Here is a 25,015-nt window from a genome sequence, read left to right as displayed (position 1 = left end):
GGAGGGCGAGGCGCGGCACCTGAACTATAAGGTTCGGCCCGGGTCATCCGGCGCCCCCTGTGGATAACTTTGTGGACGCCGGTTCGCGGCCCACAGACTTGTCCACAGGGGCCGTCACAGGCTGGGCCGGTCGTCCGGCCTCGTCGGCGTGTCGCTACGATGGGCTCCGCTATGTCCCGCGCTCACCTCTGGGCGTACGCGAGATCCCGCAGGGTGGAGATATTTCGATGGACGCAGTTGTCCCGTGGTGGGGAATCATCCCCTTCGTTGTCATGTTGTTGAGCATCGCCCTGATGCCCCTGATCCCTGCGACCGCGCACAAGTGGGAGGACTGGAGGTTCCAGTTCGGGCTGGCACTGGTCCTCGGCATTCCGGTTGCCGTGTGGATCGGTCTGCTGCTCGGGTGGATGCGCGTCGGGGACGCCGTGTGGGAGTACGTGCAGTTCATCCTGCTGTTGTTCGCACTGTTCGTCGTCTCAGGCGGGCTGTTCCTCGCCGGCGACATCCGGGCCACCCCGCGCAACAACACGATCGTGCTGGCCATCGGCGCGGTGGTGGCGTCCTTCGTCGGGACGACGGGTGCCGCGATGCTGCTCATCCGGCCCCTGCTGAACATCAACAAGGAGCGGCGCAACAAGGTGCACACCGTCGTGTTCACCATCCTGATCGTCGCCAACAACGGCGGCCTGCTCACGCCGCTGGGCGACCCGCCCCTGTTCATGGGCTTCCTGCGCGGCGTCCCGTTCACCTGGACGTTCCACCTGTTCCCGATGTGGCTGTTCATCAACGCGATGCTCCTGATCATCTACTTCGCGCTCGACACGAAGGCGTACTCGCAGGAGGAGATCGCCGACCGGGTACTGGACGCCACCCAGATCGAACCCGTGAGGGTGAAGGGGCTCGTCAATTTCCTATGGTTCGCGGTCATCATCCTCGCGGTCGCCTTCATCCCCTCGATGGACCTGGAGGCCATCGAGGAGGGCCACGCGGTCTGGAGCGACTACATTCCGTTCCGCGAGATCGTCTTCCTGGCCGCCGCCGCGGGCTCGCTCATCACCGGTAGCAAGAAGATCCGTTACGAGCTCAACCAGTTCTCCTGGGGCCCCATCCGCGAGGTGGCGGTCATCTTCGTCGGCATCTTCCTGACGATGATCCCGGCGCTCGAATACCTCGGGCAGGCCGCACACCGGATGCCGCTCAACACGATCACGTTCTTCGCCTTCACCGGCGCGCTGTCGTCCTTCCTCGACAACGCGCCCACGTACGCCACCTTCTTCGAGATGGCCCACAGCCTGGGAGCCGATCCCGGCATCATGGCGCTGGAGACGCGCATAGCCGGCGTCCCCCAGATCTGGCTGGAGGCCTTGAGCCTCGGCTCGGTCACGTGCGGCGCGATGACCTACATCGGCAACGGCCCGAACTTCATGGTGAAGTCGGTCGCGGAGTCCCGTGGCATCCAGATGCCCAGCTTCGGCGGCTACATCGGCTGGACGGTCCGCTACCTGCTGCCGACCCTCGTGTCGATGGTCTGCATCTTCCTGGCGCACTCCGTGTGGGCGCTCGTCGTGGGCATCGTGATCGCGCTCGTCCTCATCGGCATGTCGGCTCGCACCTGGCTCACCCACCGCGTGCCGACCCCCAAGGTGATCACAACGGCCGGCCCCGGCGAACCGGACGAGTAGTCGGCCCGGCCGAGGTCGGGTCGCCGGGCGCGAGCTCACCCTCTGGGGGCCGCGAACGCCGGGCTCGCCAGCAACCGGCCGTCCACGCCGATGGCCAGGACGTCCGCGTCCCACCGCTCGATGGCCGGGACGATGAGCTCCTCGCCGCGCGCCAGGATGGCCGTCGCGAGCACGTCGGCCGTCACGATGTCGGCGGCCAGGACGCTGACCTGGGCGAGCTCGTGATCGGATCGCCAGATGTGCTCGCCGCGCTCGGAGGTGCCCGAGGTGGCCAACGCCCGCAGCGTTGGGGCGCCCGCGCCGGACGCCGGCCCGAACTCGTGGGCGGTGACCAGGGTTTGCCGGTCGCTCGGGTCGCAGACCCCGGCCTTCCAGCCCCGATCCGGTGCCGGGCTACCTGCGACCAACACATCCCCGCCCACGTCGAGACACCAGTCGGTCGCACCCGCATCGATCAGCAGGTCCCCGGCCTCGCGGATGGCCAGGGCCTTCACCACGCCGGCCAGGTCGAGGCCGCCACTCGGCGGGTAGGGGCTGAACGCGCCGTCCGTGCGCTCGCGCCACGTCTCGGCGACCCGGAAGGCCCTCCGGAACCGACCGGACGCCTGGGCGACGGTCAGCTCTCCCCGGTCGACCCGGGCGCCTTCCGAGGCGGGCCGGAACAGGCTGAACCGGGCGTCCCAGTCGGCGAGGCAGCCCTGCACCCGGTCGCGCAGACCGGGGTCGATCCCGGCGGGGACGGCGAGGGACGCCACCGTCCCCATCGTCTCGAAGACCAGCCGATCGTCCCTGTCGACCAGCCGGGGCCCCCACGGGTCGAGTGGGCTCGGTGTCTGCCGAATGCTGACGGATGTCATCGTGTCACCTTCCATGCTCAGGCGGAGGCCTGATCGAGAGCCGATTGAAGACTGCTCAGGTAGGCCCGGCTGCTGTACGTCGCCCCCGACACCGCGTCGACGTCAGCGCTCTGGGCACTGAGCACCTCGCTGGTCAGGATCGGCTCGGCCCTGGAGTTGATCTGGTCGGAACGCGACTCGGAGGAGTTCGCGGAGCCGGTGACGTCGGTTATCCGGCCACCCTGGACGGTGATCGTCACCGTCCACGTGCCGTATCGCTCGGAAGCGGGGCTCCCCGTCCAGGTGCCGTCGGTCAGTCCGGTTGACGAGGCATCCGATCCCGAGGACGCCGATTGCGTCCCGGACGACGCCGATGTCGTGGGCGACGGACTGGACGACGACGTCGCCGGTGAGACGGATTCCTGGACCTGGACGGACGCCGACTCGTCGTCCCCGAGCCTGGCCAGGGCGTAGGCCCCACCTTGCCATCCGAGCAGCAGGACACCCGTCGAGGCCACCGCGGATGCGATCTTCGCGCGCGTGCTCACCAGCTGAACCTTTCGTGATGAAGCTGCTTTCCGGGGACGCCGGCCATTCGCGCGTCGACCAGCACAGCGTCCATGAACCCGTCAGGGCCGCAGACGTAGACGTCGGCATCACGCACCCACGGCGCCAGGTCGGCCAGGTGTGTTCCCGCGTGATCGGCGCTGGTCCAGGCCGCTGCACCCCTGGACCGCGCCCGGTGGCCGACCATCGTCACCAGTCGGACGCCCCGCGCCTGGCACAGCGCCCGGATCTCGTCGTACAGGTACAGGGCCCCCGGGTGGGCGGCCCGCAGGACGACCATCGCGCGGCCGGGGACGATGCCGGTGGATTCCAGGAGCGCCCGGATCGGCCCGATCCCCGATCCCGCGCCCAGCAGGACGACCGCCTCGCGGGTGCGCGCCCTGTCGGAGAACATCCCGTACGGTCCCTCGACCAGCACCGGCGTACCGGGACGCACTCGCATGAGTGCTCTGGTGCCCGCGCCCGCGGCCTGGACGGTGATCCGGAAGCTCCCGTCGTCACGGACGGTCGAGCTGGTCGAGAACGGGTGCTCGTGCCACCACAGGCCCGGAGCGAGGAAACGGAATCCGAAGTACTGGCCGGCCCGCAGCCCCAGCTGCCCCATGTGCTCGCCCCTCAGGCTGATGCTCACGGCGTCGCGCCCGGCGGGCTCGACGGTCGTGACCGTCAGGCGATGGTCGAGGGAGTTGAAGATCGGCAGGAACACCCGGAAGCACAGCAGACAGAAGAACGCGACCAGGAACATCGCGGCCCAGTACCACCGGGCCGCACCCTGGGCGAACATGCCTCCCAGCGAGAACTGATGGGGGATGGACACCAGCACGGCGAGGTAGCTGACCAGGTGGATCATCCACCACACCTCGTGGCTCAGCCGGGCACGCGCCGCTGCGGCGGAGCTCAGGCCGACCACCGCGAACAGGGCCATCGACGCCACCGCGAGGACGAAGTCGCGCACCGGCCACAGGCCGAGGAACTCGGTCACCACGTTCGTCCCCGCTTGTGCGGCATACCCGGCGAGCAGCAGCAGCGCGTGCATGATCAGCAACGAGATCATCGACGTGTTGAGTTTGCGGTGCCGGATCAGGGCGCGGTCCTGGCCCAGTGTGTCGTCGACGAAGGGGATTCGTGCGGCGAGCAGCAGCATCTGGCACAGCAGGGCGGTGGCAACCAGGCCGGAAAGCATGCCCAGGCCGAGCAGGCCACCCGCGAGGGACGTGAAGAGCGCCGCGTTGCCCTGTGCCAGGAAGATCGCCACCGGGACGACGACCATGAGGACGCTCACCGCGTCCAGCAGTGCCTTGCGCAGCCCGCGAGCACGCGCCTGGCGTCGATAGTCCAGCGCGGCGTTCGCGGGCTGGACGGGGACGCGACCTGAACGCCGGTCCCCGAGCGGGACCGGGTCTCCTACGAGCCGCTGTGTGGTCATGGGGCCACAGTGCGTGGCCTACCTGTGGGAAGCCTGTGGGTCGCCTTTGGGGGCGCTTCGAGGCTACGGCAGCCGCTCGGAGCGATCCGGCTCCGGCAACTAGTTCAGCCGAAGCTTCGGATCGCCGATCTCAGCAGTCATCCATTGCCCGGTCAACACTGTCAAGCCAGAGGTTCACTTCAGCGACGGCCTCTTCGAGAGTGAGCGTGACGCCTGCCGATTCTGCAGCCCTCCGGTACGAAGTGTGCCAGTGCGCGTAGGCGACGAGCCTGGCGGGCCAGCTGCGCGACAGGCACCCCGTTGCCGCAGCCTCCGCAGCACGTACGCCGAAAATATCTTCGATCGCAGCCCTGATACCTGCCATCGAAGGGTGCCCGCTCTCGTTGGCGAGGTCGCGCAGCAGAAGCAGGTCGACCGCGTCGCGGGCCCGGTCGTTGACGTACTCGGGGGGCATGTGCGGATCCGTCGCTGCATGAACCTTCTGTGCGATCTGGTAACGCATCGCCAAACCCACCAGATGGTCAGGAGCTGGTAACCCGACAGCTCCCAACGCCGGCGCGGGCACACTCTCACCGACAATGCCTGCGCTGCCCTCGTCAGGAGACACCTCGACCTGGATGCGGCGCCACGTCACACCGTTGAACATGACGACCACATCGAACCGACGGGGCTTGACGAGTTTGCCCGGTACATCGATGATCTCGACCGGGTCGCGTCTCAGCGTTAACGGTCCCCACGGGTGGCGCGACACCTCGTCGAATGCATCCAGGAAGGACTCGATGCTGCCACGCGCCAATCCGTCGAGATCGGTCGTCGCTCTCGAACCCGGCAGACGATGCTGAAGAAGTGTTCCGCCTTTGAGCAGGAACAACGGGTGTCCCTGATCATCCACAGCCTGTTGCAATGCTGAGGTCACGACGGTCGAGGCGACGAGCCAGCCCAGACGCCCTCGTGTGCTGCCAAGTTTGGTCTCCGCCTGCGTGATCCAGGCATCCAGCACTCTCGCCGAGTTCGGGGCTCTTGTCTTGGGCGGCAGGCTGCTCAGCGCCGCTGACAGGTTGAGCGGGCGTTCATCGTCTGCCATAGTCGCGGTCATCCAATCGTGAGGCAAGGTGTCTCCGCTCGTCCGCGTGTAACAGGCTCGTGCGTCCGGCTCGCTCCAGCGCCTGCTTGATCAGATAGGTGGGCACGCCCCAGTCGATGCACTGGCAGATGGTCGTGGGTACGTCCGTGATCGGGATCCGCTCCCACCATGTCACCTGTTCCGGCGCGAGATCGCAGTGGTGGATCACGTATCCGTCACCGCCCTGCCGTTTGATGCGCCGTCTCTTGGCGACCGCAACGTGGATGCGGTCAGGGTTTATGTCGCTGATATCCCAGGCCTGAAGGGCGGTCTCGTGTGACAGGCACGCCTCGGGCGCACCTGTCCACAACACGGCCAACATGTATGGGGCGAACCGAGACCCTGTGACCTGCGGAACCTGGTAGACCCCATGGGCCACGCGGTCCAACCGACCGCGACTGACCATCTTCGACAGCTCCGCGCGGGGCACATCCTCCACAAGCGCCTGTGCGGAGGTCACGTACCCGTGCTGATCCAAGGCGATCTCGCGCAATCGGTCCAGGTATGTCACCACCTCGGCGTTCATGCAAAAACCTTACCAAAAAGGTAACCTTTTCGCAGGCAGCACAAGCGCACTTCGGCGCTTCGAGGCTACGGCAGCCGCTCGGAGCGATCCGGCTCCGGCACCGCGTCGGGGGTCTGGTCGTCGGCGGGCAACGGCGACGGTTGCTTCGGGCCCTGGCCCCGCAGTTCCCGCAGCTGGAGGTTCAGGATCGCGACGTTCTCGGCCAGGACGCGCGTCTTGTCCTCGGCCCGGCTGATCTCCAGCGACAGCTGCAACGACACCCCGAACAGCAGAAGGATGGCCAGGGCGAACAGCAGGTTGGACGGCACCGCGATGCCTGCCAGGCTCGCCAGCCAGCCGAGCAGGTCGGGGAACAGGGCCAGCACGATGATGACAACGGCCGTGACCATCCACAGAGCGACGTACTTCTCGCGCAACCGGCGCGAGCGCACCAGGTTGAACAGGAAGACCAGGGTGACGACGGCCACCACCAGGAAGAAGATGGTCGCCCTCATGCCTTCGCCCCCGGACGTGCACGTCTGACGGGACGCCGGGTGAGCGCGACGAACAGCGCGAACATCGACCGGACGAGGTAGAGCGCCGCCTTGAAGGGGTTGTTCGAGGGCGTCCCGGCCTGTCGCGGGCGCATCTCGACGGGAACCTGCGTCACTGTCAGCCCCGAGCGGATGGCGACGACCAGGGAGTCGATCGTGTCGCCCAGGTATTCGACCGGGTAGTGCTTGACGTACTGGGTGATGGCCACCCGGTCGGCCGCGCGGAAACCGCTGGTGATATCGGTGAGTCGCGTCCTGGCCAGGGACGACACGATTCGCGACAGCACCTGCATGGCCCACTTCCGGGGACCGCGCACCTCGTAGTCGCCACTGCCCGCGAACCGGGAGCCGATCGAGATGTTCGCGTTCTCGAGGCCGGCGAGCACCTTGGGCACATTCCGCGGGTCGTGCTGGCCGTCCGCGTCCAACTGGATAGCCCGCTCGTAGCCGAATCGTGCCGCGTAGGTGTACCCCGCGCGCATCGCTCCGCCGACGCCCAGGTTGAACGGCAGGCTGAGGACGCGCGCACCCGCTGCCTCGGCCACCCTGACGGTGCCGTCGGTGGAGCCGTCGTTGACCACCAGCAGGTCCATGTCGGGAAGCACGGCCTTGACCTCCGCGATCGTCCCGGCGATGACCTCTTCCTCGTTCCACGCCGGCATGATCAGCAGCGTCCTGGGCATGTCACCTCCGATCGAGCCCGAACGGGCACCCAGATCAGAATAGCGGGGCCTCACGCCGCCTACATCATCCCTTGCCGTAGCGGTGGAAGGTCAGTCATAACCGAGATCGTGCAGGGCCTCGTCGTCGATGCCGAAATGGTGAGCGATCTCGTGGACGACCGTGATGTGGATCTCGTCCACCAACTCGTCCAACGTGCCGCACTCGCGCCTGTGCGGGCCCCGGAAGATGAGGATCCGGTCGGGCAGCACGCCGGTGTAGTCGCCACCGCGCTCGGTCAGCGGAACCCCGTCGTAGTAGCCGAACAGATCCTCGCCCGGTGGGGGCTCTTCCTCGACGAGGACGACACAGTTGTCGATGAGTTCGGCAAGTTCGTCGGGAATCGAGTCGAGTGCCTCGTCGACGCACGCGTCGAACTCCTGATCACCGACCTCGATCGCCATGAAGGCAGTGTAGGACGCCTCCCCGTCCCCCGGACCGGGAACACGTCCGGACATGAGGACGGCAGCCGACCCGCCATTCGCGGGGATCGGCTGCCGGCCGAGACGGTCGGGACGAGCCGCGACCGTTGGGGTAGGCGTTCGGGTTACTGCGCCTTGACGACGGAGACCTCGATGTCGATGCCGACCTTGTCGGACACGAGGACGCCGCCGGTCTCCAGGGCCGCGTTGAAGGCCACGCCGTAGTCCTGACGGTTGATCGAGGTGGTGCCCTCGAACCCGGCGCGCGTGTTGCCGAAGGGATCCTTGGCCACGCCGCCGATGGCGAAGTCGAGGCTGACCTCACGCGTGGTGGCCTTGATGGTCAGGTCGCCGGTGATGCGGACGGTGTCCTCGTCCAGGCGCTCCACCTTGGTGGACGTGAAGGTGATGGTGGGGTATGCCTCGATCTCGAGGAAGTCGTTGGTGCGGATGTGGTTGTCACGGACCTCGTTGCCGGTGTCGATGGACGACGCCTGGATCGTGACCTCCACGTGCGAGTTGGCGGGGTTGACGGCATCGATATGGGCGGTGCCTTCGAACTCCTTGAAGGTGCCGCGCACCTTGGTCACCATGGCATGGCGCGCGGAGAAGCCGATACGGGTGTGGGCCGCGTCGATGGTCCACTCGCCGGTGAGGGCTTCGTTGAGGTTCTCGGTTGCGATCTCAGTCATTTCCGTTGCTCCTTGGGTCGTCACGCCAACGGAGGATCCGGGCGTTCACACCCACCTCAACTTGATTGAGACGTCAACTATTCCGGGAGTTCTCAGGAACTATCTCCCGACCGGGGCGGCATCTCGTCGCACCACGTCACGGGCTAGATTGTTGGCAGCTTCGACCGCGCGCCAACGGAGGTGGACATGTCGGGCTACAAGGCGTCGGACACATCGGCCGATCTCGAGGTTCTGGACGACATCCAGCAGCGGGTGCTGTGGCTCGCGACCAACATGATCGAGGTGGCCAACCACCGCCGGCCCAATCCCGACGGGCTGAAAGTAGGCGGTCACCAGGCGTCGTGCGCATCGATGGTGACGCTGATGACCGCGCTGTACCTGCACCACCTCGACGCGGACGACCTCGTCGCCGTCAAGCCGCATAGCAGCCCTGTGCTGCATGCCCTGAACTACCTCATGGGCACGCTGGACGCCTCGCAGCTGACGGCGCTGCGCCGGTTCGGCGGGCTCCAGGCGTACCCGTCGCGCACCAAGGACCCCGATCGGGTCGACTTCTCGACGGGATCGGTGGGGCTCGGCCCCACGGCGACGATCTTCGCCGCCACGACCCGTGACTACGTGAACGCGCACTTCGGCGAGCGTCCCCGGTCGCGGTTCGTCGCCGTCCTGGGGGACGCCGAGTTGGACGAGGGCAACGTCTGGGAGGCCGTGCACGACCCTGCCACCACCGCTCTGGGCCAGGTGACCTGGCTGGTCGACTTCAACCGCCAGTCGCTCGACCGGATCGTCCCCGACGTGCGGATCAGCCCTTGGCACGCCGCCTTCGCCGCCCACGGCTGGCAGGCGATCGAGGTCAAGTACGGGCACCGCCTCCGCCGTTTCGTGGACGACAACGACGGCGGCGCCCTGCTCGAGTGGATCGACGCCATGCCCAACGAGCGCTACCAGTCGCTGTTCGGCCTGGCACCCGGCGACCTGCGCGACCGCTTCCTGGCAGGCGCACCCGGCGAGGTAGACGCCTTGTTGCACGACCTGGACGACCAGACCGTCGCGGGCCTCGTGACCGACCTCGGCGGTCACGACCTGGCCAGCGTCCTCGACGCCCTGAGGCAGTCGGACGCGGACCCGACGCGGCCGACGGTCGTGTTCGCCTACACCCACAAGGGATGGGGGCTGCCGATCCAGGGCCAGGCCCGCAACCACGCGGCCGTCCTGACCACCGAACAGGTCGAGCAGCTCCGCGACCGCATCGGCCTCACGGCCGACACCGAATGGGACCGCTTCGCGCCCGACTCGCCCGAGGGGCGCCTCCTGGCCGAGCGCGCCGCCCACCTGCGACGTTCCCCGCGTCCCTCCGGGCCCCGGCCGGTCGTCCCGGTCACGACGTCTCCCCATGTCGCGCGGCCGATCAGCACCCAGGAAGGGTTCGGGCGCATCCTGGTCGACCTGTCACGCGACGAACGCGTCCGCCCCTACCTCGTGACCACCTCGCCGGACGTCGCCACCTCGACCAACCTCGCGGGCTGGATCAATCGCACGGGCATCTTTGCCGAGCACGAGCGCCGCACCTGGTCGGACGACCCGATGCTGCGCTGGCGCGAGACCCCCACCGGCCAGCACATCGAACTCGGGATCTCCGAGATGAACATGTTCAGCCTGCTGGGCCAGCTCGGGAGTGCCGAGGCCTTCTCGGGCCAACGGCTGCTGCCCGTCGGGACGCTCTACGACCCGTTCGTCTGCCGCGGCCTCGACGCGCTCATCTACGCCGCCTACACGGGCGCGGGCTTCGTGTTCGCCGGCACACCCTCGGGCGTCACCCTCGCTCCGGAAGGCGGGTCGCACCAGTCGACCGTCACCGCCTCGATCGGCACGGAGCTCCCGGGGGTCACCTACCACGAACCCGCCTACGTGCAGGCACTCGACTGGACGCTGTGCGACGCGCTGGCGCGGGTCGCCGCCGCCGACGGCGTCCACCCCGAGGTGGGGTATTTCCGGCTCAGCACGCGGACGATCCCCCAGCAGCCGTTCGCCGACGCCCTCGCCCGCATCGGCGAGGCGTCGCTGCGTTCACAGGTGCTCCAGGGCGCCTACCGGCTGCGTGCCGCCGACGAGGACGACGCGCCACGGCCGCGCGTCACGCTGGCCGCCACCGGCGCGGTGATGCCCGAGGTGCTCGCCGCCGCCGACGAATTGTCGGACGAGGGCGTGGCGGTCGACGTCGTCGACATCACCAGCCCGGGCCGCCTCTACCGGGCGTGGCGCCGCGGCGTGGAGGACGGCATCGGCTCGGCGCGCGTGCCCGACCTGCCGGGCGTCCTGCGGGCCTGCTTCCCGCACCGCGCGCCGATCGTCACGGTGCAGGACGCGTCCAGCCACCATCTCGCCTGGCTGGGAGGAGCACTCGGCGTCTGTTCGGCGAGCCTCGGTGTGGACGCGTTCGGCCAGTCCGGGGCCGTCGCCGACCTCTACGCCGCCCATCGCCTCGACGCGGGATCCGTCGTCAATGCGGCCCTGGGCGTCATGGGGCTGTGAGGGTCTCGGTCCTTTCGACAAGCTCAAGGACCGAGACCCGAGGAGTTCGCCGGGCTCACCCATGTCGAGGTCCTTTCGACAAGCTCAAGGACCGGGAGCGAGACGCTCGTTGAGCCTGTCGAAACGATCGCCGCCACCCGCCGAAACGCCCGTTGAGCCTGTCGAAACGCCCGTTGAGCCTGTCGAAACGCCCGTTGAGCTTGTCGAAACGCCCGTCGAAACGCCCGTTGAGCCCGTCGAAACGATCGTTGAGCCTGTCGAAACGACCGCTGAGCGCTCAGCCCTTCTCGCGGAGTTCCCGGTACTGCTCGGCGGTCTCGGCCGAGATCCTGCCCTCGCGCAGGTCCTGGTCGACCGACTCGGGCGGGCGCTTCGCCGGGGAACCGTAGCCACCGGCCCCGGCCGTCTCGATCGAGGCGGTCTGCCCGGGCTGCAACACGGTGTACCCGTGGTCGATCGGCCGGGCGTCCTCGCTGAGCACACAGCGTGCCGAGTCGCCTTCCCCGCCGCCGAACAGTCCCCAGGGCCGCGAGCGCAGCCGACTGGTGTCGAGCCAGAAGTGCACGTCGTCGGCCTCCACCCGCACCTTCCTGCGGATTCCGAGGCCACCCCGGTGCTCGCCGATGCCACCCGAGTCGTCCAGCAACTCGTATGCCTCCACGACAAGGGGATACTCGGCCTCAAGGCTCTCGACCGGCAGGTTCGAGGTGTTCGTCATGTGCACCTGGACGCCGTCGAGCCCATCCTTGTCGAACCGGGCACCGGAGCCTCCCCCGATGGTCTCCAGGTAGACGAAGTCGCGGTCGCGTGCCGAGTCGTGCCCCGAGAAGTGGACGCCCGTGTTGGCGCCGTTGGACGCCGCCGTCACCCGCTCGGGCACCGCGGGCGCCAGCGCGCCGGTGATCAGGTCGACCACCCGCTGGCAGGTCTCACTACGGCCGTTCACGGCAGCGGGCTCGACGCTGTTGAGGATCGAGCCCTTCGGCGCCTCGATGCGGATCGGCCGGTACAACCCCGCGTTCGGGTTGATGTCGGGGTCGATCATCGTCTTCACCGTGTAGTAGACGGCCGCATACAGACCCGACCAGACCACGTTGACGCTCGCGCGCACCTGCGGTGGGTTTCCGGCGAAGTCGAACAGCATCTCGTCGCCGTCCACCACGATGCGCACCCGCAGCGTCAGCTCGTCGTCCAGCTCGGGGCAGTCGAACTTGTCGCTGAAGGTGTACTCACCGTCGGGGAACGCGGCGATCGCCGCGCGGGTGCGTCGCTCGGTGTAGTCGAGCAGTTCCTGCCCGACGGCCCGCATCCGGTCGGCCCCGTACCGCCCGCACAGCTCGGTGTAGCGGGTGATGGCCACCCGCAGTGCGGCCTGCTGGGCGCGGAGATCGGCCTTCCGCTCCTCGGGGATCTGGCAGTTCAGCAGGATCAGGGCGAGCAGTTCGTCCTGCATGACGCCTTCCCGCACGAGGTGCACGGGTGGGATGCGGATGGCCTCCTGGTAGATGTGGGCGTGGCCCCGGTCGCCGAAGTCCGCGTGGTGGGCCAGGGCGGCCGCCCAGGCCGTGAGTTCGCCCTCGACGAAGATCGGGGAGGCCAGGACGATGTCGGGCAGGTGCGAACCGCCGCCGGAGTAGGGATCGTTGCCGATGAAGACGTCGCCGGGCCGGATGTCGGCCTCGCCGAACCGGCTGCGGATCGCCCCGACGATGCCCATCAGCGACCCCAGGTGGAGCGGGGATCCGCCCTCGTCCTGGGCGATCGCCTGGCCGGCGGCGTCGAAGAGGCTCGCCGTGCAGTCGCGCCGCTCCTTGATGTTGGGCGAGAACGCGGCCTTGACCAGGGTCTCGCTCATCTCCTCGACGATGGTCGACAGCGCTGAGCCGATGACCTCGACGAGGACGGGATCCTGGGCCACCTGCCGGGCCTCTGCGTTGTCAGAGCTCATTGATACCGTCCTCGATCCGGATGATCAGGTTCTTCCACTCGTCCACCACCAGGGTGTCGCCGGGCAGCAGGACGGTGGTGGTGTCCATCTGTTCCACGATCGCGGGCCCGCTGATCGTGTTCCCCGGACGCAGCAGCGCCCGGTCGTAGACGTCGATCCGCTGATAGCCGGCATCGGCGTCGAAACATGTCTCGCGCGTCCCGATGACCGCCGAACTCGCGTCGGGACCGGCGGCCTCGTACGTGTGCAGGCCGACCTGCGGGGCCGTTCCGTGGGCCTCCAGGCGGAAGGTGACCGCCTCGATCGGCGACTCGGGGGAGCGATAGCCGTAGACGCGCTCGTGCGCGACGTGGAACGCCTCGGTGATCCAGCCGATCGCCTCGTCCGACAGTTCCAGGCCGGACGGGAGCTCGACGGGCACCAGCAGACCCTCCGGCAGTTCGACCGGGAGTTCGAAGTTCTGCCCGGCGTAGCGCAGCTCGATGCGGCGAACGGCCGAGCGTCCCTCGGACGAGACGCCTTCCTCGGCGAACCACTCCGCGGCCTGCTCGTCGAGCACCGCGAAGGCGGCCTCGATCTCGGACACGTGCGCGGCGTCCAGCCCGACGATCTGGGTCTTCATGAAGTCGGTCTTCACGTCGGTCATCAGCAGGCCGAGCGCCGACTGCGCACCCGGGATCTCCGGCACGACGACGGTGGTCATGCCGAGTTCACGGGCGAGCCGGGACGCGTGCAGCGGGCCCGCCCCGCCGAACGGCACCAGGGCGTAGTCGCGGGGGTCGTAACCGCGCTGCACCGAGACCACCCGGATCGCGCGGGCCATGTTTGCCGTGACCACGCGCAGGATGCCCAGCGCGGCCTGTTCGGCGCTGAGGCCGAGCTGCCCGCCGAGCCTGTCGACGGCCGCCACCGAGAGCTCCCGGTCGATCTTCATCTGCCCGTTGAGCAGGTATTCCGGGTTGAGCATCCGCAGCACCACGTTCGCATCGGTCACGGTGGCCTCGCCGCCGTTGCCGTAGCAGGCCGGGCCGGGCATGGCTCCGGCGCTCTGCGGGCCGACGCGCAGATGGCCGCCGCTGTCGATCCACCCCAGCGAGCCGCCGCCGGCGCCCACGGTGTGGATGTCGAGCATCGGGGAACGGATCGGGCGGTTGTCGAGTTCCATGCCCGAGGTGACCTTGGGCTTGCCGTCCTGGACGAGCGAGACGTCCGAACTGGTGCCACCCATGTCGAAGGTGATGATGTCGCCGAAGCCCGCCGCCTGGCAGATCTGCGCCGCCCCCACCACGCCGGTGCTCGGGCCGGACAGGATCAGCCGCACGGGCATCTGCTCCGCGGTCTGGAACGGGATGACACCACCGTTGCTCTGCGTGACGTGCGGCACCGCCTTGAGCCCCGCTTCGGCGAGCTTCTCGCGCAGCCGCACGAGGTAGCGGAAGACGACGGGGCCGACGTAGGCGTTCGTGACCACCGTGGACAGCCGCTCGTACTCCCGGAACTCCGGCAGCACCTCGCTCGACAGTGACACATAGGCATCCCCGAACTCCTCGGCGATGATCTCGGCGATGCGCTTCTCGTGGTCGTCCACGAGGTAGCTGTACAGCAGGCAGACGGCCACGGACTCGACGCCCGCGTCCTTCAGAGCGCGCACGGCCACGCGGACGTCGTTCTCGTCCAGCGGGGTCTCGATCGCCCCGGTGTGCCGGACGCGCTCGGTGACCTCCAGGCGCAGATGCCGGGGGACGAAGGGCTCGGGCTTGTCGACCTGGATGTCGTACATGGAGGGACGACGGCCCCGCCCGAGTTCGAGCAGGTCGCGGAAGCCGCGAGTGGTGATCAGGCCGGTGCGCACGCCTCCGCCGGTGAGCAGCGCGTTCGTGCCGACCGTGGTGCCGTGGGCGAAGTAGGAGACCTCACCGATCCGGCGGTCCCCGATCTGGTCGAGGATCTCGGCCACCCCCTGGAGGATGGCCATGCCGGGGTCGGCGGGCGTGCTGGAGACCTTGCGGACGTGCAGACGCCCGGTCTGCTCATCGAAGGCGCACACGTCGGTGAAGGTTCCCCCCGTGTCCACGCCGATGCGCAGGCTCATGAGGCTGCTCCTTTCGTAGTGGAGACGGATGTGGTCGTCGCGTCGTCCGGAGAATAGGCGGCACCGTGGCCGAAGGCACCGTAGTCGAGGCAGACCTGGGCCGCGACGTGGCTCGCGGCGGTCGTCGCGACCCCGGGTGGATCGCCCGCGAACAGGCGAACGAGCACGGTGGCGATGAACGCGTCACCGGCACCCAGGGTGTCGACGGCCTTGATCGGTTCCGCAGCGGCGAACGTCACGCCGTGCGGCCCGGCGAGATAGGCGCCGGCGGCGCCCCGGGTGGCGAGAACGTAGCGAGCGCCGGCTGCCGTGGCACGCTCAACCAGCCGCAGGGCCTCGTCGGAAGGCAGGTGCCCCGCCGAGAAAGCCGCGAGATACAGGCCACCGGCGTGGCGGACGATGTCATCGGCCACGAACCGGTTGGCGAAATCATAGGAGACCTTGGTGTGCTGAACGAGGTCGGGGACGCTGGCCAGCATCGCGGAGGCGTAGCCGCAATGGACCACGTCATATCCGGCCATGACGTCGAGCTGCCGGGCATCCGGGGTGAACATCGCCACGCCACGGTCGGAACCCACGAAGACCCGATCGTTGCCGACCAGGTCGACATCGGCCGTGGCGTTCGGCCCGTGGACAACCCGCACATGGCTCGTGTCCACCCGCTCGGCATCCAGTGCGGCCAGAACGTGCTTGCCGGCCTCGTCGTCCCCGACCACACCCAGGTAGGCGCTCGCCGCGCCCTGCCGGGCGGCGAAGACCGCCACGTTGACCGCGTTGCCGCCCGGGAAGTATCGCCCGAGGCTTCGATAGCGATCAACGACATTGTCGCCTGCTCCCAACAACCTCATCTCAATACTGAACCTTGTACATGTAACGGCGAACGGATGTGTCGTGGCCACGCCGGGCCGCCACATGATCGAGCACCCGGCGCTCCGCGCTCATGAGCGCGAGCACGCTGAGATCGGGCCGCGCCTGCGGGTCGATGCCGGGCAGCGTGAGGCCGGCGGTGTCGATCACCGCCAACTGGGACGTGTACTGCTCCCCGAAACGGACGACACGTTCGCCCAGCGCACGTGCGTCGTCCTCGGCCTGGAGCACCACCAGCGGGGTGTCGGGGCCGATCATCTCCAGCGGGCCGTGGAAGAAGTCACCGCCGTTGATGGCCGCGGCGTTCATCCACTGCATCTCCTGGAAGTAGCACCAGGCCATCATCTTGGCCATGCCGTAGGCGGCTCCACCCGCCACGATGTAGCTGAGCGGGGCGTCGGCCACCACGTCGGCCACCCGTTCACCGGTTGCGGCGATCTCGTCCTTCACCGCGCGCAGCGCCGCGGGCAGCGCCGCGAGGCTCGGACGCAGGAGGGCGGCCTTCTCACCGGCGCCGACTCCCTCGAGCAGGGCCAGCGCCAACTGCTCGTTGTGGACGAGCTTGGGCTCGGTGATGGTGATGGTGTTCGGATAGTCCAGGTGGACGTGCCCGGCACGGGCCAGCCGCGAGTCGCCCTCGCGAGCGATGGCCACCACGGTCGCGCCCCGCGTACGGGCGAACTCCGCCGCGTCCGCAGTCTCCGGGGTATTGCCCGAATGCGAGGCGGCGATCACCAACGCGTGCTCGTTCAGGCCGGCGGGTGCGCGGGAGGTGAGTTCGGCGCTGGAGATCCGCTGGGTCGCGAATGCCGTGGTGTTCCGGTCGAGGAGGTCGAACGCGGGGTAGGTGCCGAAGTGCGAACCACCACAGCCCACGAGGTAGACCCGCTCCAGGCCCTTGTCCAATGCGGTGGCCACGATCGCGCGAGCGGCGTCGTCCTGGTCGAGGGCGTGCTGGATCGAAGCTTCGAAGTCGTCAGGGACTTCGATCAGATCGGTCATGATGCTGCCTTGTGCCTTTCGGGAGATGGTGTCGACTGGGGTGTGAGACCGTTCCCAACAATACTGGTTCGACCAGCGTTTGGGAACGATCCCAATGGTTGTATCAGGACGTGAGAGCTGCGGCCTCCGTCTCGATCCGGGCCGCGGCCCGAGCCCGTTGGACTCGGGGATCGGGCACGGGTGCCGCAGCGATGAGCCTCTTGGTGTAATCGGTGACCGGCGAGCGCAGCACCTGCTCCGCGTCGCCCTCCTCCACCAGCGCGCCGTCGGCCAGCACCGCCACGCGGTCGGCCAGGATCTCCACGACGGCCAGGTCGTGGCTGATGAACAGACAGGAGAAGCCCAGGTCGCGCTGAAGACGCTGGAACAGTTCCAGGACGGCGGCCTGCACCGACACGTCGAGGGCGCTCGTCGGCTCGTCCGCGATCAACAGGTGCGGGTTGGCGGCCAGCGCCCGCGCGATGCCGACCCGCTGGCGCTGGCCCCCGGACAGCTCGTGCGGGAACCGGACGTGCCAGGCGACCGGCAACTCCACCTGTTCGAGGAGTTCGTTGACCCTGGCCTGCCGTTGGGACGCGGTCAGCGACCTGGCGTGCACCAGCAACGGCTCGGCGATGCTCTGCCCGATGGAGTTGCGGGGATTGAGCGAGGACGCCGGATCCTGGAAGACCATGCCGTAGTTCCGGCGGATCTCCCGCAGCCTGCTCTCGCTGGAGACCAGGGCGTCCTTGCCCGCCACGGTGACGGTTCCCGATTCGGGACGCAGCAGCCCGGCGATCGTCTTGCCGATCGTCGACTTCCCCGATCCCGACTCACCCACCAGGCCCAGCACCTGCCCGCGGGGGATCGTCAGCGACACATCGTTGACGGCCAGGAAGCCCGGCGAGAGGAACTTGCCCGGATAACGGACGCTGAGGTGGGAGACCTCGAGGGCCGGCGACTCGTCCTCACCCTCGGCGCGTGCGGGCTCGCCGACCGACAGGCGGTGCAGCCTGCCACCCACACCCGGTCGCGGAACGGCCTCCAGCAGGGCGCGGGTGTAGTCGTTCCGGGGCGCTTCGAACAGCTCGAAGACATCGGCCTGCTCGACGCCGATCCCGTCCTTCATCACCACGACGCGGTCGGCCATCTCGGCGACCACTCCCATGTCGTGGGTGATCAGCAGGATCGCCATGCCGAGATCGCGCTGAAGACCCTTCATCAGCGCGAGGATCTCCGCCTGGACCGTGACGTCGAGGGCGGTGGTGGGCTCATCGGCGATCAACAGGGACGGGTTCCCCGAGATCGCCAGGGCGATCATCGCCCGCTGCCGCTGCCCGCCCGACAGTTCGTGCGGATAGCTCTTCGCCCGCCGCTCCGGCTCGGGGATCCCGACCCGCCGCAGCAGGTCGACGGCACGGTTCATGGCCTCGGCCCGCGAGATGCGCTCCCTGGCCCGCAGGGCGTCGACGATCTGCCTGCCGACGGTGTAGACGGGGTTGAAGGCCGTCATCGGCTCCTGGAAGATCATCGCGGCGCTCCGCCCGCGGATCGCCCTCAGCTGGTCCTCCGGTGCACCGATGACCTCCTTGCCGGCCAACCGCACAGAACCGGTGACCGTGGCCGTCGGGGGCAGCAGACCGAGCACCGACATCGCGGTCATGGTCTTGCCGGAGCCGGATTCCCCGACCAGCGCGACCGTCTCACCCGTGGTCACGTCGAAGTGCAGATCGTCGACCACCGGGGCGGAGGGCTCGCCGAAGCCTACTGTCAGCCCCGCGACCCGCAGCAGCGGTCCGTCACTCTCCGGAGCCATTCGCCACCGCCTTCAGGTTCGCCGTGCCGTCGATGCAGACCTCGCGCGAGGTCGCCAGGTGCCGCCACGTGTGCGTCCGCACCGCCATCCTCGGCAGGTCGAGTGGGAAGTGTTCGTACACCATCAGGTCGTCGTAGCCGATGTCGGCGAGCGCCGCGAACACGGCCGCCCAGGGCACCTGCCCGGTGCCGGGGACGCCTCTGTTGTTCTCCACGGCGTGAAAATGACCGAGCAGGCCCCCGGTCGCCCTGATCGCCGCGGCCGGATCGGCCTCCTCGATGTTCATGTGGTAGGTGTCCAACTGCACCTTGACGCTGGACGAACCGACGGCCTCCACCAGCGCGATCGCGTCGGCGGCGGTGTTGAGGAAGTACCCGGAGTAGCGGCTGACCGGTTCGACGGTGAGCAGCACACCGGCCGCCTCCGCCTTCGGCGCCACGGTCCTCAGGGCCTCGATCGAGCGGTTCCACTCCTCGTCGGTACGTCCACGACCCACGAACACACCGTTGGCCGAGTGGATACCGCCGGCGATCTTCCGCGCACCCACCTTCTCGGCGATCCGGATGCAACCCTCGAGATGTGCGATCCCACGTGCGCGCACCTCGGGATCGTCCGAGATGGTCGAACGGTCCGCGCCGAGCGCCGTCCCGAGGACGACGTCGAGACCCGTCTCGGCGGCCGCCTCGGCCACCGCATCGGCCGGGAAGTCCTCGGCACGAGCTACGTGCACCTCCACCGCGTCCAGCCCGTAGCTCGCCACCAGCCGGAAGACCCCTGCCGGGTCCTCGGCGATGTCGTCCACGAACATCTGCGAATGCGCACCGTATTTCATGCTGCCCCCTGCGTTGATGGATCCGGCTCGGACGGTCCCCCGAACGTCGGGGTGACGGTGGCCGGGGTGAGCTCCACCCGGCTCTTCCGGCGCCTCGGGTCGAGGGCCTTCTCCAAGGCGTCCGCCAGCACGGAGAAGGACAGGATGGTGGCCACGACGACGCCGCTGCTCACCAGGAGCAGGAGCGGGGAGGTCATCATCAGCGCTTGTCCTTCGGCGATCATGCCGCCCCACGAGGGTGTGGGTGGCACGGTTCCCAGCCCCAGGTAGCTCAGGCCGGACGACAGCAGCATCGCCGAGGCGAGCGTGAGCGACAGCTGGACGAGGATCGGCGGGTAGACGGCCGGGAGGATCACGCCGAAGACGATCCGCGACCTCGGCGTCCCGATCGCCGTGCTGGCCTGCACGTACTCCAGCGACCTCACCGTGAGCACCTCGCCGTAGACGATGCGCGCGAAGGCGGGGGCGAACAGGACGCCCATCGTGACCACGAGGGTCAGCTCGCCCTGCCCGAACAGCGTGACGACGAGCAGCGCCAGCACGATCGGCGGGAACGCCAGCACCACCTCGACCGCCCGCATGGCAAGCCCTCCGAGAAAGCTGCGGGCCGTCCCGCCCGCGAGCCCCAGCAATACGCCGATGCACATGGCCAGCAGGGACGCCCCGAACGACACCGTCAGGTCGACCCGGCCGCCGATGAGGAGCCGCGACAGGATGTCCCTGCCGAACTGGTCGGTGCCCAGCAGGTGCCCCGATCCGGGAGGGGCCAGCCGGACGTCGCTCTGCGCGACGGGATCGTAGGGCGCCACCAGGCCTGCGAAGATCGCCATCAGGATCAGCAGCGCCAGGAAGATCCCCGCGGCCGCGGTGCCGGGTGACCGGAACTCGCGCCAGAACGCGCGCAACCCTTGCTTCACTTCGACCTCCCTCGTGGATCGAGCAGGCCGTACACGATGTCGACCACGATGTTGAGCAGGATGAACAGAGCGGCGATGAGGATCACGATGCCCTGCACCACCGGATAGTTACGGCTGGTGACGCCGTCGATGAGCAGGCCCGACAAGCCGGGCCAGCTGAACACCCGCTCGATGATCACCGTGCCGCCCAGCAGACCACCCATCTGCAGGCTGGTGACCGTCACCACGGGGCTCAGCGAGTTGCGTAGCACGTGACGGCGGAAGACCTGCCCCCGGGTCAGCCCGACGGACAGCGCCGTGCGCACCCAGTCCTGGTTGCCGACGTTGAGCACGGCCGATCGGGTCATGCGCGCCACGATGCCGGAGAATCCCAGCGACAACGAGATCGTCGGGAGCACGAGCGCCCGCAGGTGACGTCCTACGTCGACCGCCGGGTCGACGTAGCCGCCGCTGGGCAGCCACTGCAGCTTCACCCCGACGAAATAGACCAACAGCACGGCGGCGACGTATGCCGGGACAGCCACGGCGAAGGAGGTCAGCACCATGACGATACGATCGATGAGACCCCCGCGCCGTGCCGCGAGTGCACCGATGGTCACACCGACGATCACCGAGACCACCGTCGTGGAGCCGATGAGCTGGAGGGTGCGCGGGAGTCTTTCGCCGATCAGTTCGATGACCGGACGATTGTCGTTGAGCGAGGTGCCCAGCGACCCGGTCACCAGTTCGTGCAGGTAGCGCAGGTACTGCTGGCCGAGCGGGAGGTTCAGGCCGAGTTGCTCGCGCAGGTTCTCCACGGCCGCGTCGGTCGGGACGGCCCCCGTGCCCGTGAGGATCGTCCGCGCCGGATCACCCGGAACGAGGTGCAGCGCGATGAAAATGAGGGTCGCGACCACGAACAGCAGACCCACGCCCGCTGCCAGCCGTTTCGCGATGGTGAGAACCATGATCGATCCTGTCCTGCTCCTGCGTCTGATACCCGTCACATAGACGCTGCGCGGTGGGACGACGGGAGTGCCCCACCGCGCAGCGCTCGGACGATCAACCGATGGTCGCGTCCGCGAGTGTGTAACCGGAGTCGAAGGTGAGGAATCCCGGGATGTTGCTGAACCCGGACACCTTCTTGTCATAACCGTAGGCCTGCGACCGCCAGGCCAGCCCGACGATCGGGGCGTTCTCCAGGACGTAGGCGCCCAGCTCGTCGTAGATCGCCTTGCGCTCCGTCTCGTCGGTCGCGGCCCGTCCACGGGTGAGCAGGTCGTTCACCGTCGGGTCGTCGTAACCGAACGGGGCGTTCTGCGAACCCGCCGGGGTCAGCAGCTGATCGAGGAACGACGGGTCGTTGGTGATCCCGACAGTGCCGTAGACGGCGATGTCGTAGTCACCGGCGGCGCCGATCTCCAGACGCGTGGGCCAGTCGGGCATGACCATCTCGAGTTCGATCCCGATCTTCTTGAGGTCGGCCTGCACCGAGATCGCGGTGTTCTGATGGAAGTCGTACTGCGAGGAGGACAGCATCGTCGCGGTGAAACCGTTCGGGTAGCCGGCCTCGGCCAGCAGTTCCTTGGCCTTGTCGAGGTCCTGCGTGTAGTAGTTGGCCTGTTCCTCGTTGTAGTACTCGCTGCTCTCCGGGATCGGCATGCCCGACAGCGGCTCGCCGCGTCCCGCAAGAGCGGAGTCGACGACGGCCTGGCGATCGACCGCGTAGGCGACGGCCTGGCGCACCAGCGGGTTGGAGAACGGGCTGTCCGACGTGGTGTTGAACAGCAGGTACATGAACGGGCCCTCGGTCTCGTCCAGCACGAGGTTGCTGTTCGCCGAGACCTGGTCGTAGTTGTTCCAGCCGACGAACGAGACCGCGTCCACGCTTCCGCTCAGCAGGGCGCTGTCGCGCGCGGACTGGTCGGACAGGATCTTGAACTCGATCCGGTCGATCGACGGCTTGTCCTCTTCGTAGTAGTCGTCGAACTTCTCGACGACGAACTCCGAGCCGTTCTCGTAGCTGACGAACTTGTAGGGGCCGGCGCCGACGTACGTCGGGTCCTCCTGACCGATGCTCTCGGAGGGCAGGATCGCCCCGGAGACGTCGGCCATGTAGGACAGGAACGCCGCATCGGGAGCCGACAGCTTCACGATCGTGGTGAGGTCGTCGGGGGTGTCGATACTGACGATGTTCTTGGCGGCCGGGTACATCTTGGCGACGTTGTCGGCATCAGCCATGGCTTCGAGCGAAGCCTTGACGTCCTCGCTGGTGAGGGCGCTGCCGTCGTGGAAGGTCAGCCCCTCGTGAAGGACGAAGGTGTATTCCTGCTTGTCGACGTCCGATACCTCGGCCGCCAGCGCAGGGACGATGTTTCCGTCCGCGTCGTACTGCACCAGGCCACGGTGCAGCACGCTGTTGAGGATCATGGACGCGCTGCCCTGGTTCTTGAGGGTCTGCAGGTTGGGCACGTCACTGTCGAGACCGTAGGTCAGGACGGTCGTGCTGTCTTCTCCCGTGTTCGCGCTACAGGCGACGGCACCGGCGCTCAGCGCGAGCGCGAGGCCCACCGCCACCACGCGGTGCAGCGCACCACGCAGCGCCGAGGGCGCATGTTCTCTCCGCATCAGTTCTCTCCTTCGGTTGGCAGCCTCGTCGCGGGACGTGCCGCCATCCGGCGACCCGCACCTGACCGGAGGCGGGCGGCGAACCGGCGGTGCACCACACCCTGGAATGGTGACACCGCTGTGAGTCCTCGTCCGTTCCGGTCGTGCTACCAAGCTGCTTTGGGAACGATCCCACATTGGGGATGCAGCAAATCTTCACCATCCTGGGAACGGTGTCAATGGCGTCTGGCAGAATTGACGCAGTCGTAACAAACCACGGCCGGGGAGCACTGGCTTCGCCGCTACGCTGTCGCTCGTCACCGTCCTGGCCCCGAGGAAGGACCACCTCTTTGCCGCACTCCCGACGCCACTCGATCACGGTGGTCGACATAGCCCGCGAGGCCGGGGTCTCGAAGTCGACCGCCGCGCGGGTCCTGGCCTCACGAGGATCGGCCAGCCAGGAGGCGCGGCGCAGAGTTCTGACCGCAGCCGAGAAACTCGGATATCGCCCGAACGCCCTTGCCAAGGCGATGGCATCGGGGGCCAGCATGACGATCGCCGCCGTGATACCCGACATTGCCAGCCCGTATTTCTCCGCGGTGATGCGGGGCCTCATCGATGCCGCCCGCGCCAACGGTTTCGAGGTGCTGCTCACCAACACCGACAACGACGCCGCGGTCGAGGAGCGGTCGATCGAGGTGCTCGCGGAGAAGCGGGTCGACGGGTTCGTGATCGCCCCGGTCTTCCAGGAACACCCGCGTGCCATCGAGCGACTGGTGGCCGAGGGGTCGCCGGTCGTCCTCCTCGACCGGCGCACGCCCGCGCTCGGTCACGTGCCTCTGGTCAGCCTCGACCACGTGGGCGCGTCCCGGCTCGCAGCCGGCCACCTGCTGGATCTCGGACACCGGCGGGTGGCACTGATCACCGAGGCCCCCGCCCGCGTCCAGACGGCGGACCTCATCGCGTCCGGAGCCGACGACACGGCCTTGAGACCGTCCCAGCAACGCCAGATCGGTTTCGCCCGGGCCTTCGAGGAGCGCGGACTGGTGGTGGACGACTCCCTCGTGATCCACGCCGAGTACTCCGCGACATCCGCCTCGAAGGTGTTCGGCCGAGCGCTCGACGAAGGACTCGACTTCACAGCCGTGTACTGCACCGACGCGGTCCTGACCTACGGCGCCTTCCAGGCCGTCGCCGAACGCGGGATCCGCCTGCCCGAGCGCTTCTCGTTCGTGGGCTTCGACGATCAGAACTGGACGACCGTCGTATCGCCGCCGATCACCGTCGTCGACCAGCCGACCCACGCGCTGGGCGTGGCCGCCACCGAACTGCTCCTCGGGCTGATTCGCGACCACGACGCCGTCGTCACCGATCTCCAGCTTCCGGCACGGCTGGTGCCCCGCGGGTCCACCGGACCCCGAGGGCAGTGAGGCGGACGCCGACCCCGGCTACTCCACCCGCCCGGGCGACACGGGTTCCGTGATCGCCTCGATCAGGAACACGAGCTTGTCGCGCAGCCGGATGTCCTCCTCGGCGGCGCCCATGGCCCGCTGGACGTTCGATTCGGTGTACACGGCCAGGGCAATGCGCACCGCGCTCGTGTCGTCGATCGTGAAGCGCAGACCGTTCCGCCCCAGCGCTTCGGTGAGGATGCGCTGGAGGCCCTCACAGACGACCCCGTGGTAGCCCAGCAGGTAGCGTCCGAACTCCTCGTCCCGCATCGCCAGCAGCCGGATCTCCTGTTCGATCACCAGCCAGTCGCGATCCTCGCTCTGCCACCCGAGGAACTCGTCGACGACTCGCTCGACCATGGCGTGGTAGCCGGACGCGTCGTCCAGTTGCTCCTTGCGGACGAGCCTCAGCTCGCCCACGGCGTTCGCGCCGGCTCGTGCCTGGGACAAGCGCCGATCGTTCTCG

22 protein-coding genes are annotated in these 25,015 nt (G+C 68.2%); 3 read left to right on the top strand and 19 right to left on the bottom strand.

Annotation, left to right across the window (positions count from 1 at the left end; all coding sequences use genetic code 11):
• Positions 1-227: 227 nt before the first annotated feature.
• Positions 228-1,682 carry a sodium:proton antiporter gene (locus tag FB473_RS13620; RefSeq protein ID WP_167169743.1) on the top strand — a complete coding sequence of 485 codons (1,455 nt, stop codon included), beginning with the start codon at positions 228-230 and terminating at the stop codon, positions 1,680-1,682.
• Between the two features lie 35 nt (positions 1,683-1,717).
• Here the strand turns inward: FB473_RS13620 and FB473_RS13615 are convergent, their stop codons facing one another.
• The 9 genes from FB473_RS13615 to FB473_RS13575 form a co-directional block, all read right to left on the bottom strand.
• Positions 1,718-2,539: an FAD:protein FMN transferase gene (locus FB473_RS13615; RefSeq protein WP_208390802.1), complete on the bottom strand. Its 822-nt coding sequence runs from the start codon at positions 2,537-2,539 to the stop codon at positions 1,718-1,720.
• A 17-nt stretch (positions 2,540-2,556) separates the two neighbouring features.
• The gene (locus tag FB473_RS18505; protein WP_208390801.1) at positions 2,557-3,066 is read right to left on the bottom strand and encodes an FMN-binding protein; all 510 of its coding nucleotides are present in this window, start codon (positions 3,064-3,066) and stop codon (positions 2,557-2,559) included.
• Entirely contained in the window at positions 3,063-4,511 is a 1,449-nt protein-coding gene (locus FB473_RS13605; RefSeq protein WP_167169739.1) for a ferredoxin reductase family protein, read from the bottom strand. The genes FB473_RS18505 and FB473_RS13605 overlap by 4 nt, the downstream gene beginning before the upstream one ends.
• Before the next feature lie 130 nt (positions 4,512-4,641).
• A complete protein-coding gene (locus FB473_RS13600) occupies positions 4,642-5,595 on the bottom strand; it encodes a nucleotidyl transferase AbiEii/AbiGii toxin family protein (protein WP_208390800.1) in 954 nt (317 codons plus the stop codon).
• Positions 5,582-6,160 (bottom strand): type IV toxin-antitoxin system AbiEi family antitoxin domain-containing protein, encoded by a 579-nt coding sequence (locus tag FB473_RS13595; protein ID WP_167169733.1) that lies wholly within the window; start codon positions 6,158-6,160, stop codon positions 5,582-5,584. The genes FB473_RS13600 and FB473_RS13595 overlap by 14 nt, the downstream gene beginning before the upstream one ends.
• A gap of 65 nt (positions 6,161-6,225) precedes the next feature.
• Positions 6,226-6,654 carry a DUF2304 domain-containing protein gene (locus tag FB473_RS13590; protein WP_167169730.1) on the bottom strand — a complete coding sequence of 143 codons (429 nt, stop codon included), beginning with the start codon at positions 6,652-6,654 and terminating at the stop codon, positions 6,226-6,228.
• Positions 6,651-7,376, bottom strand: coding sequence for a glycosyltransferase family 2 protein (locus tag FB473_RS13585; protein WP_208390799.1), 726 nt, complete (start codon positions 7,374-7,376; stop codon positions 6,651-6,653). The genes FB473_RS13590 and FB473_RS13585 overlap by 4 nt, the downstream gene beginning before the upstream one ends.
• A 90-nt stretch (positions 7,377-7,466) precedes the next feature.
• Positions 7,467-7,817 carry a metallopeptidase family protein gene (locus FB473_RS13580; RefSeq protein ID WP_167169727.1) on the bottom strand — a complete coding sequence of 117 codons (351 nt, stop codon included), beginning with the start codon at positions 7,815-7,817 and terminating at the stop codon, positions 7,467-7,469.
• Between the two features lie 143 nt (positions 7,818-7,960).
• The gene (locus FB473_RS13575; protein WP_167169724.1) at positions 7,961-8,527 is read right to left on the bottom strand and encodes a YceI family protein; all 567 of its coding nucleotides are present in this window, start codon (positions 8,525-8,527) and stop codon (positions 7,961-7,963) included.
• Between the two features lie 186 nt (positions 8,528-8,713).
• On the opposite strand from FB473_RS13575, the gene FB473_RS13570 reads away from it, so the two are divergent.
• On the top strand, positions 8,714-11,059 hold the full coding sequence (locus FB473_RS13570; RefSeq protein WP_167169721.1) for a transketolase-like TK C-terminal-containing protein: 2,346 nt from the start codon (positions 8,714-8,716) through the stop codon (positions 11,057-11,059).
• 277 nt (positions 11,060-11,336) lie between these two features.
• On the opposite strand, the gene FB473_RS13565 is transcribed toward FB473_RS13570, so the two are convergent.
• The 9 genes from FB473_RS13565 to FB473_RS13525 all read right to left on the bottom strand — a co-directional run bounded on the left by FB473_RS13565 (position 11,337) and on the right by FB473_RS13525 (position 23,119).
• Positions 11,337-13,007: a hydantoinase B/oxoprolinase family protein gene (locus tag FB473_RS13565; protein ID WP_167169718.1), complete on the bottom strand. Its 1,671-nt coding sequence runs from the start codon at positions 13,005-13,007 to the stop codon at positions 11,337-11,339.
• Complete coding sequence (locus FB473_RS13560; protein WP_167169714.1) at positions 12,997-15,099, bottom strand: hydantoinase/oxoprolinase family protein; 2,103 nt, start codon at positions 15,097-15,099, stop codon at positions 12,997-12,999. Before FB473_RS13560 ends, FB473_RS13565 begins: the two co-directional genes overlap by 11 nt.
• Complete coding sequence (locus tag FB473_RS13555; RefSeq protein ID WP_167169711.1) at positions 15,096-15,947, bottom strand: PfkB family carbohydrate kinase; 852 nt, start codon at positions 15,945-15,947, stop codon at positions 15,096-15,098. The genes FB473_RS13560 and FB473_RS13555 overlap by 4 nt, the downstream gene beginning before the upstream one ends.
• Before the next feature lies 1 nt (position 15,948).
• Positions 15,949-16,968 (bottom strand): SIS domain-containing protein, encoded by a 1,020-nt coding sequence (locus tag FB473_RS13550; RefSeq protein WP_167169708.1) that lies wholly within the window; start codon positions 16,966-16,968, stop codon positions 15,949-15,951.
• Positions 16,969-17,071: 103 nt separating this feature from the next.
• Positions 17,072-18,763 carry an ABC transporter ATP-binding protein gene (locus FB473_RS13545; RefSeq protein WP_167169705.1) on the bottom strand — a complete coding sequence of 564 codons (1,692 nt, stop codon included), beginning with the start codon at positions 18,761-18,763 and terminating at the stop codon, positions 17,072-17,074.
• Positions 18,747-19,595, bottom strand: a complete 849-nt coding sequence (locus FB473_RS13540; protein ID WP_167169700.1) for a sugar phosphate isomerase/epimerase family protein — start codon at positions 19,593-19,595, stop codon at positions 18,747-18,749. The genes FB473_RS13545 and FB473_RS13540 overlap by 17 nt, the downstream gene beginning before the upstream one ends.
• Positions 19,592-20,512, bottom strand: coding sequence for an ABC transporter permease subunit (locus FB473_RS13535; RefSeq protein ID WP_167169697.1), 921 nt, complete (start codon positions 20,510-20,512; stop codon positions 19,592-19,594). Before FB473_RS13535 ends, FB473_RS13540 begins: the two co-directional genes overlap by 4 nt.
• A complete protein-coding gene (locus FB473_RS13530) occupies positions 20,509-21,459 on the bottom strand; it encodes an ABC transporter permease (RefSeq protein WP_167169694.1) in 951 nt (316 codons plus the stop codon). The genes FB473_RS13535 and FB473_RS13530 overlap by 4 nt, the downstream gene beginning before the upstream one ends.
• A gap of 94 nt (positions 21,460-21,553) precedes the next feature.
• Positions 21,554-23,119 (bottom strand): ABC transporter substrate-binding protein, encoded by a 1,566-nt coding sequence (locus FB473_RS13525; protein ID WP_167169691.1) that lies wholly within the window; start codon positions 23,117-23,119, stop codon positions 21,554-21,556.
• A gap of 329 nt (positions 23,120-23,448) precedes the next feature.
• Here FB473_RS13525 and FB473_RS13520 point away from each other — a divergent pair, with 329 nt between their 5' ends.
• Positions 23,449-24,528 (top strand): LacI family DNA-binding transcriptional regulator, encoded by a 1,080-nt coding sequence (locus tag FB473_RS13520; RefSeq protein WP_167169687.1) that lies wholly within the window; start codon positions 23,449-23,451, stop codon positions 24,526-24,528.
• 18 nt (positions 24,529-24,546) lie between these two features.
• Here FB473_RS13520 and FB473_RS13515 read toward each other — a convergent pair.
• Positions 24,547-25,015, bottom strand: a 469-nt coding sequence (locus tag FB473_RS13515) for a hypothetical protein (protein ID WP_208390798.1), incomplete at its 5' end; no start/stop codon positions are given.

The sequence above is a fragment of the Brooklawnia cerclae genome, assembly GCF_011758645.1.
GTDB classification, from domain to species: Bacteria; Actinomycetota; Actinomycetes; order Propionibacteriales; family Propionibacteriaceae; genus Brooklawnia; species Brooklawnia cerclae.
Note: the sequence above shows the minus strand (reverse complement) of the source record. Positions and strands in the feature narration are given on the sequence as shown.

Excerpts from the sequence above, each read along its gene's own strand:
- FB473_RS13620 (WP_167169743.1), top strand. The coding sequence starts at position 228 with ATGGACGCAGTTGTCCCGTGGTGGGGAATCATCCCCTTCGTTGTCATG.
- FB473_RS13615 (WP_208390802.1), bottom strand. The coding sequence starts at position 2,539 with ATGACATCCGTCAGCATTCGGCAGACACCGAGCCCACTCGACCCGTGG.
- FB473_RS13605 (WP_167169739.1), bottom strand. The coding sequence starts at position 4,511 with ATGACCACACAGCGGCTCGTAGGAGACCCGGTCCCGCTCGGGGACCGG.
- FB473_RS13600 (WP_208390800.1), bottom strand. The coding sequence starts at position 5,595 with ATGGCAGACGATGAACGCCCGCTCAACCTGTCAGCGGCGCTGAGCAGC.
- FB473_RS13595 (WP_167169733.1), bottom strand. The coding sequence starts at position 6,160 with ATGAACGCCGAGGTGGTGACATACCTGGACCGATTGCGCGAGATCGCC.
- FB473_RS13590 (WP_167169730.1), bottom strand. The coding sequence starts at position 6,654 with ATGAGGGCGACCATCTTCTTCCTGGTGGTGGCCGTCGTCACCCTGGTC.
- FB473_RS13585 (WP_208390799.1), bottom strand. The coding sequence starts at position 7,376 with ATGCCCAGGACGCTGCTGATCATGCCGGCGTGGAACGAGGAAGAGGTC.
- FB473_RS13580 (WP_167169727.1), bottom strand. The coding sequence starts at position 7,817 with ATGGCGATCGAGGTCGGTGATCAGGAGTTCGACGCGTGCGTCGACGAG.
- FB473_RS13575 (WP_167169724.1), bottom strand. The coding sequence starts at position 8,527 with ATGACTGAGATCGCAACCGAGAACCTCAACGAAGCCCTCACCGGCGAG.
- FB473_RS13570 (WP_167169721.1), top strand. The coding sequence starts at position 8,714 with ATGTCGGGCTACAAGGCGTCGGACACATCGGCCGATCTCGAGGTTCTG.
- FB473_RS13565 (WP_167169718.1), bottom strand. The coding sequence starts at position 13,007 with ATGAGCTCTGACAACGCAGAGGCCCGGCAGGTGGCCCAGGATCCCGTC.
- FB473_RS13560 (WP_167169714.1), bottom strand. The coding sequence starts at position 15,099 with ATGAGCCTGCGCATCGGCGTGGACACGGGGGGAACCTTCACCGACGTG.
- FB473_RS13555 (WP_167169711.1), bottom strand. The coding sequence starts at position 15,947 with ATGAGGTTGTTGGGAGCAGGCGACAATGTCGTTGATCGCTATCGAAGC.
- FB473_RS13550 (WP_167169708.1), bottom strand. The coding sequence starts at position 16,968 with ATGACCGATCTGATCGAAGTCCCTGACGACTTCGAAGCTTCGATCCAG.
- FB473_RS13545 (WP_167169705.1), bottom strand. The coding sequence starts at position 18,763 with ATGGCTCCGGAGAGTGACGGACCGCTGCTGCGGGTCGCGGGGCTGACA.
- FB473_RS13540 (WP_167169700.1), bottom strand. The coding sequence starts at position 19,595 with ATGAAATACGGTGCGCATTCGCAGATGTTCGTGGACGACATCGCCGAG.
- FB473_RS13530 (WP_167169694.1), bottom strand. The coding sequence starts at position 21,459 with ATGGTTCTCACCATCGCGAAACGGCTGGCAGCGGGCGTGGGTCTGCTG.
- FB473_RS13525 (WP_167169691.1), bottom strand. The coding sequence starts at position 23,119 with ATGCGGAGAGAACATGCGCCCTCGGCGCTGCGTGGTGCGCTGCACCGC.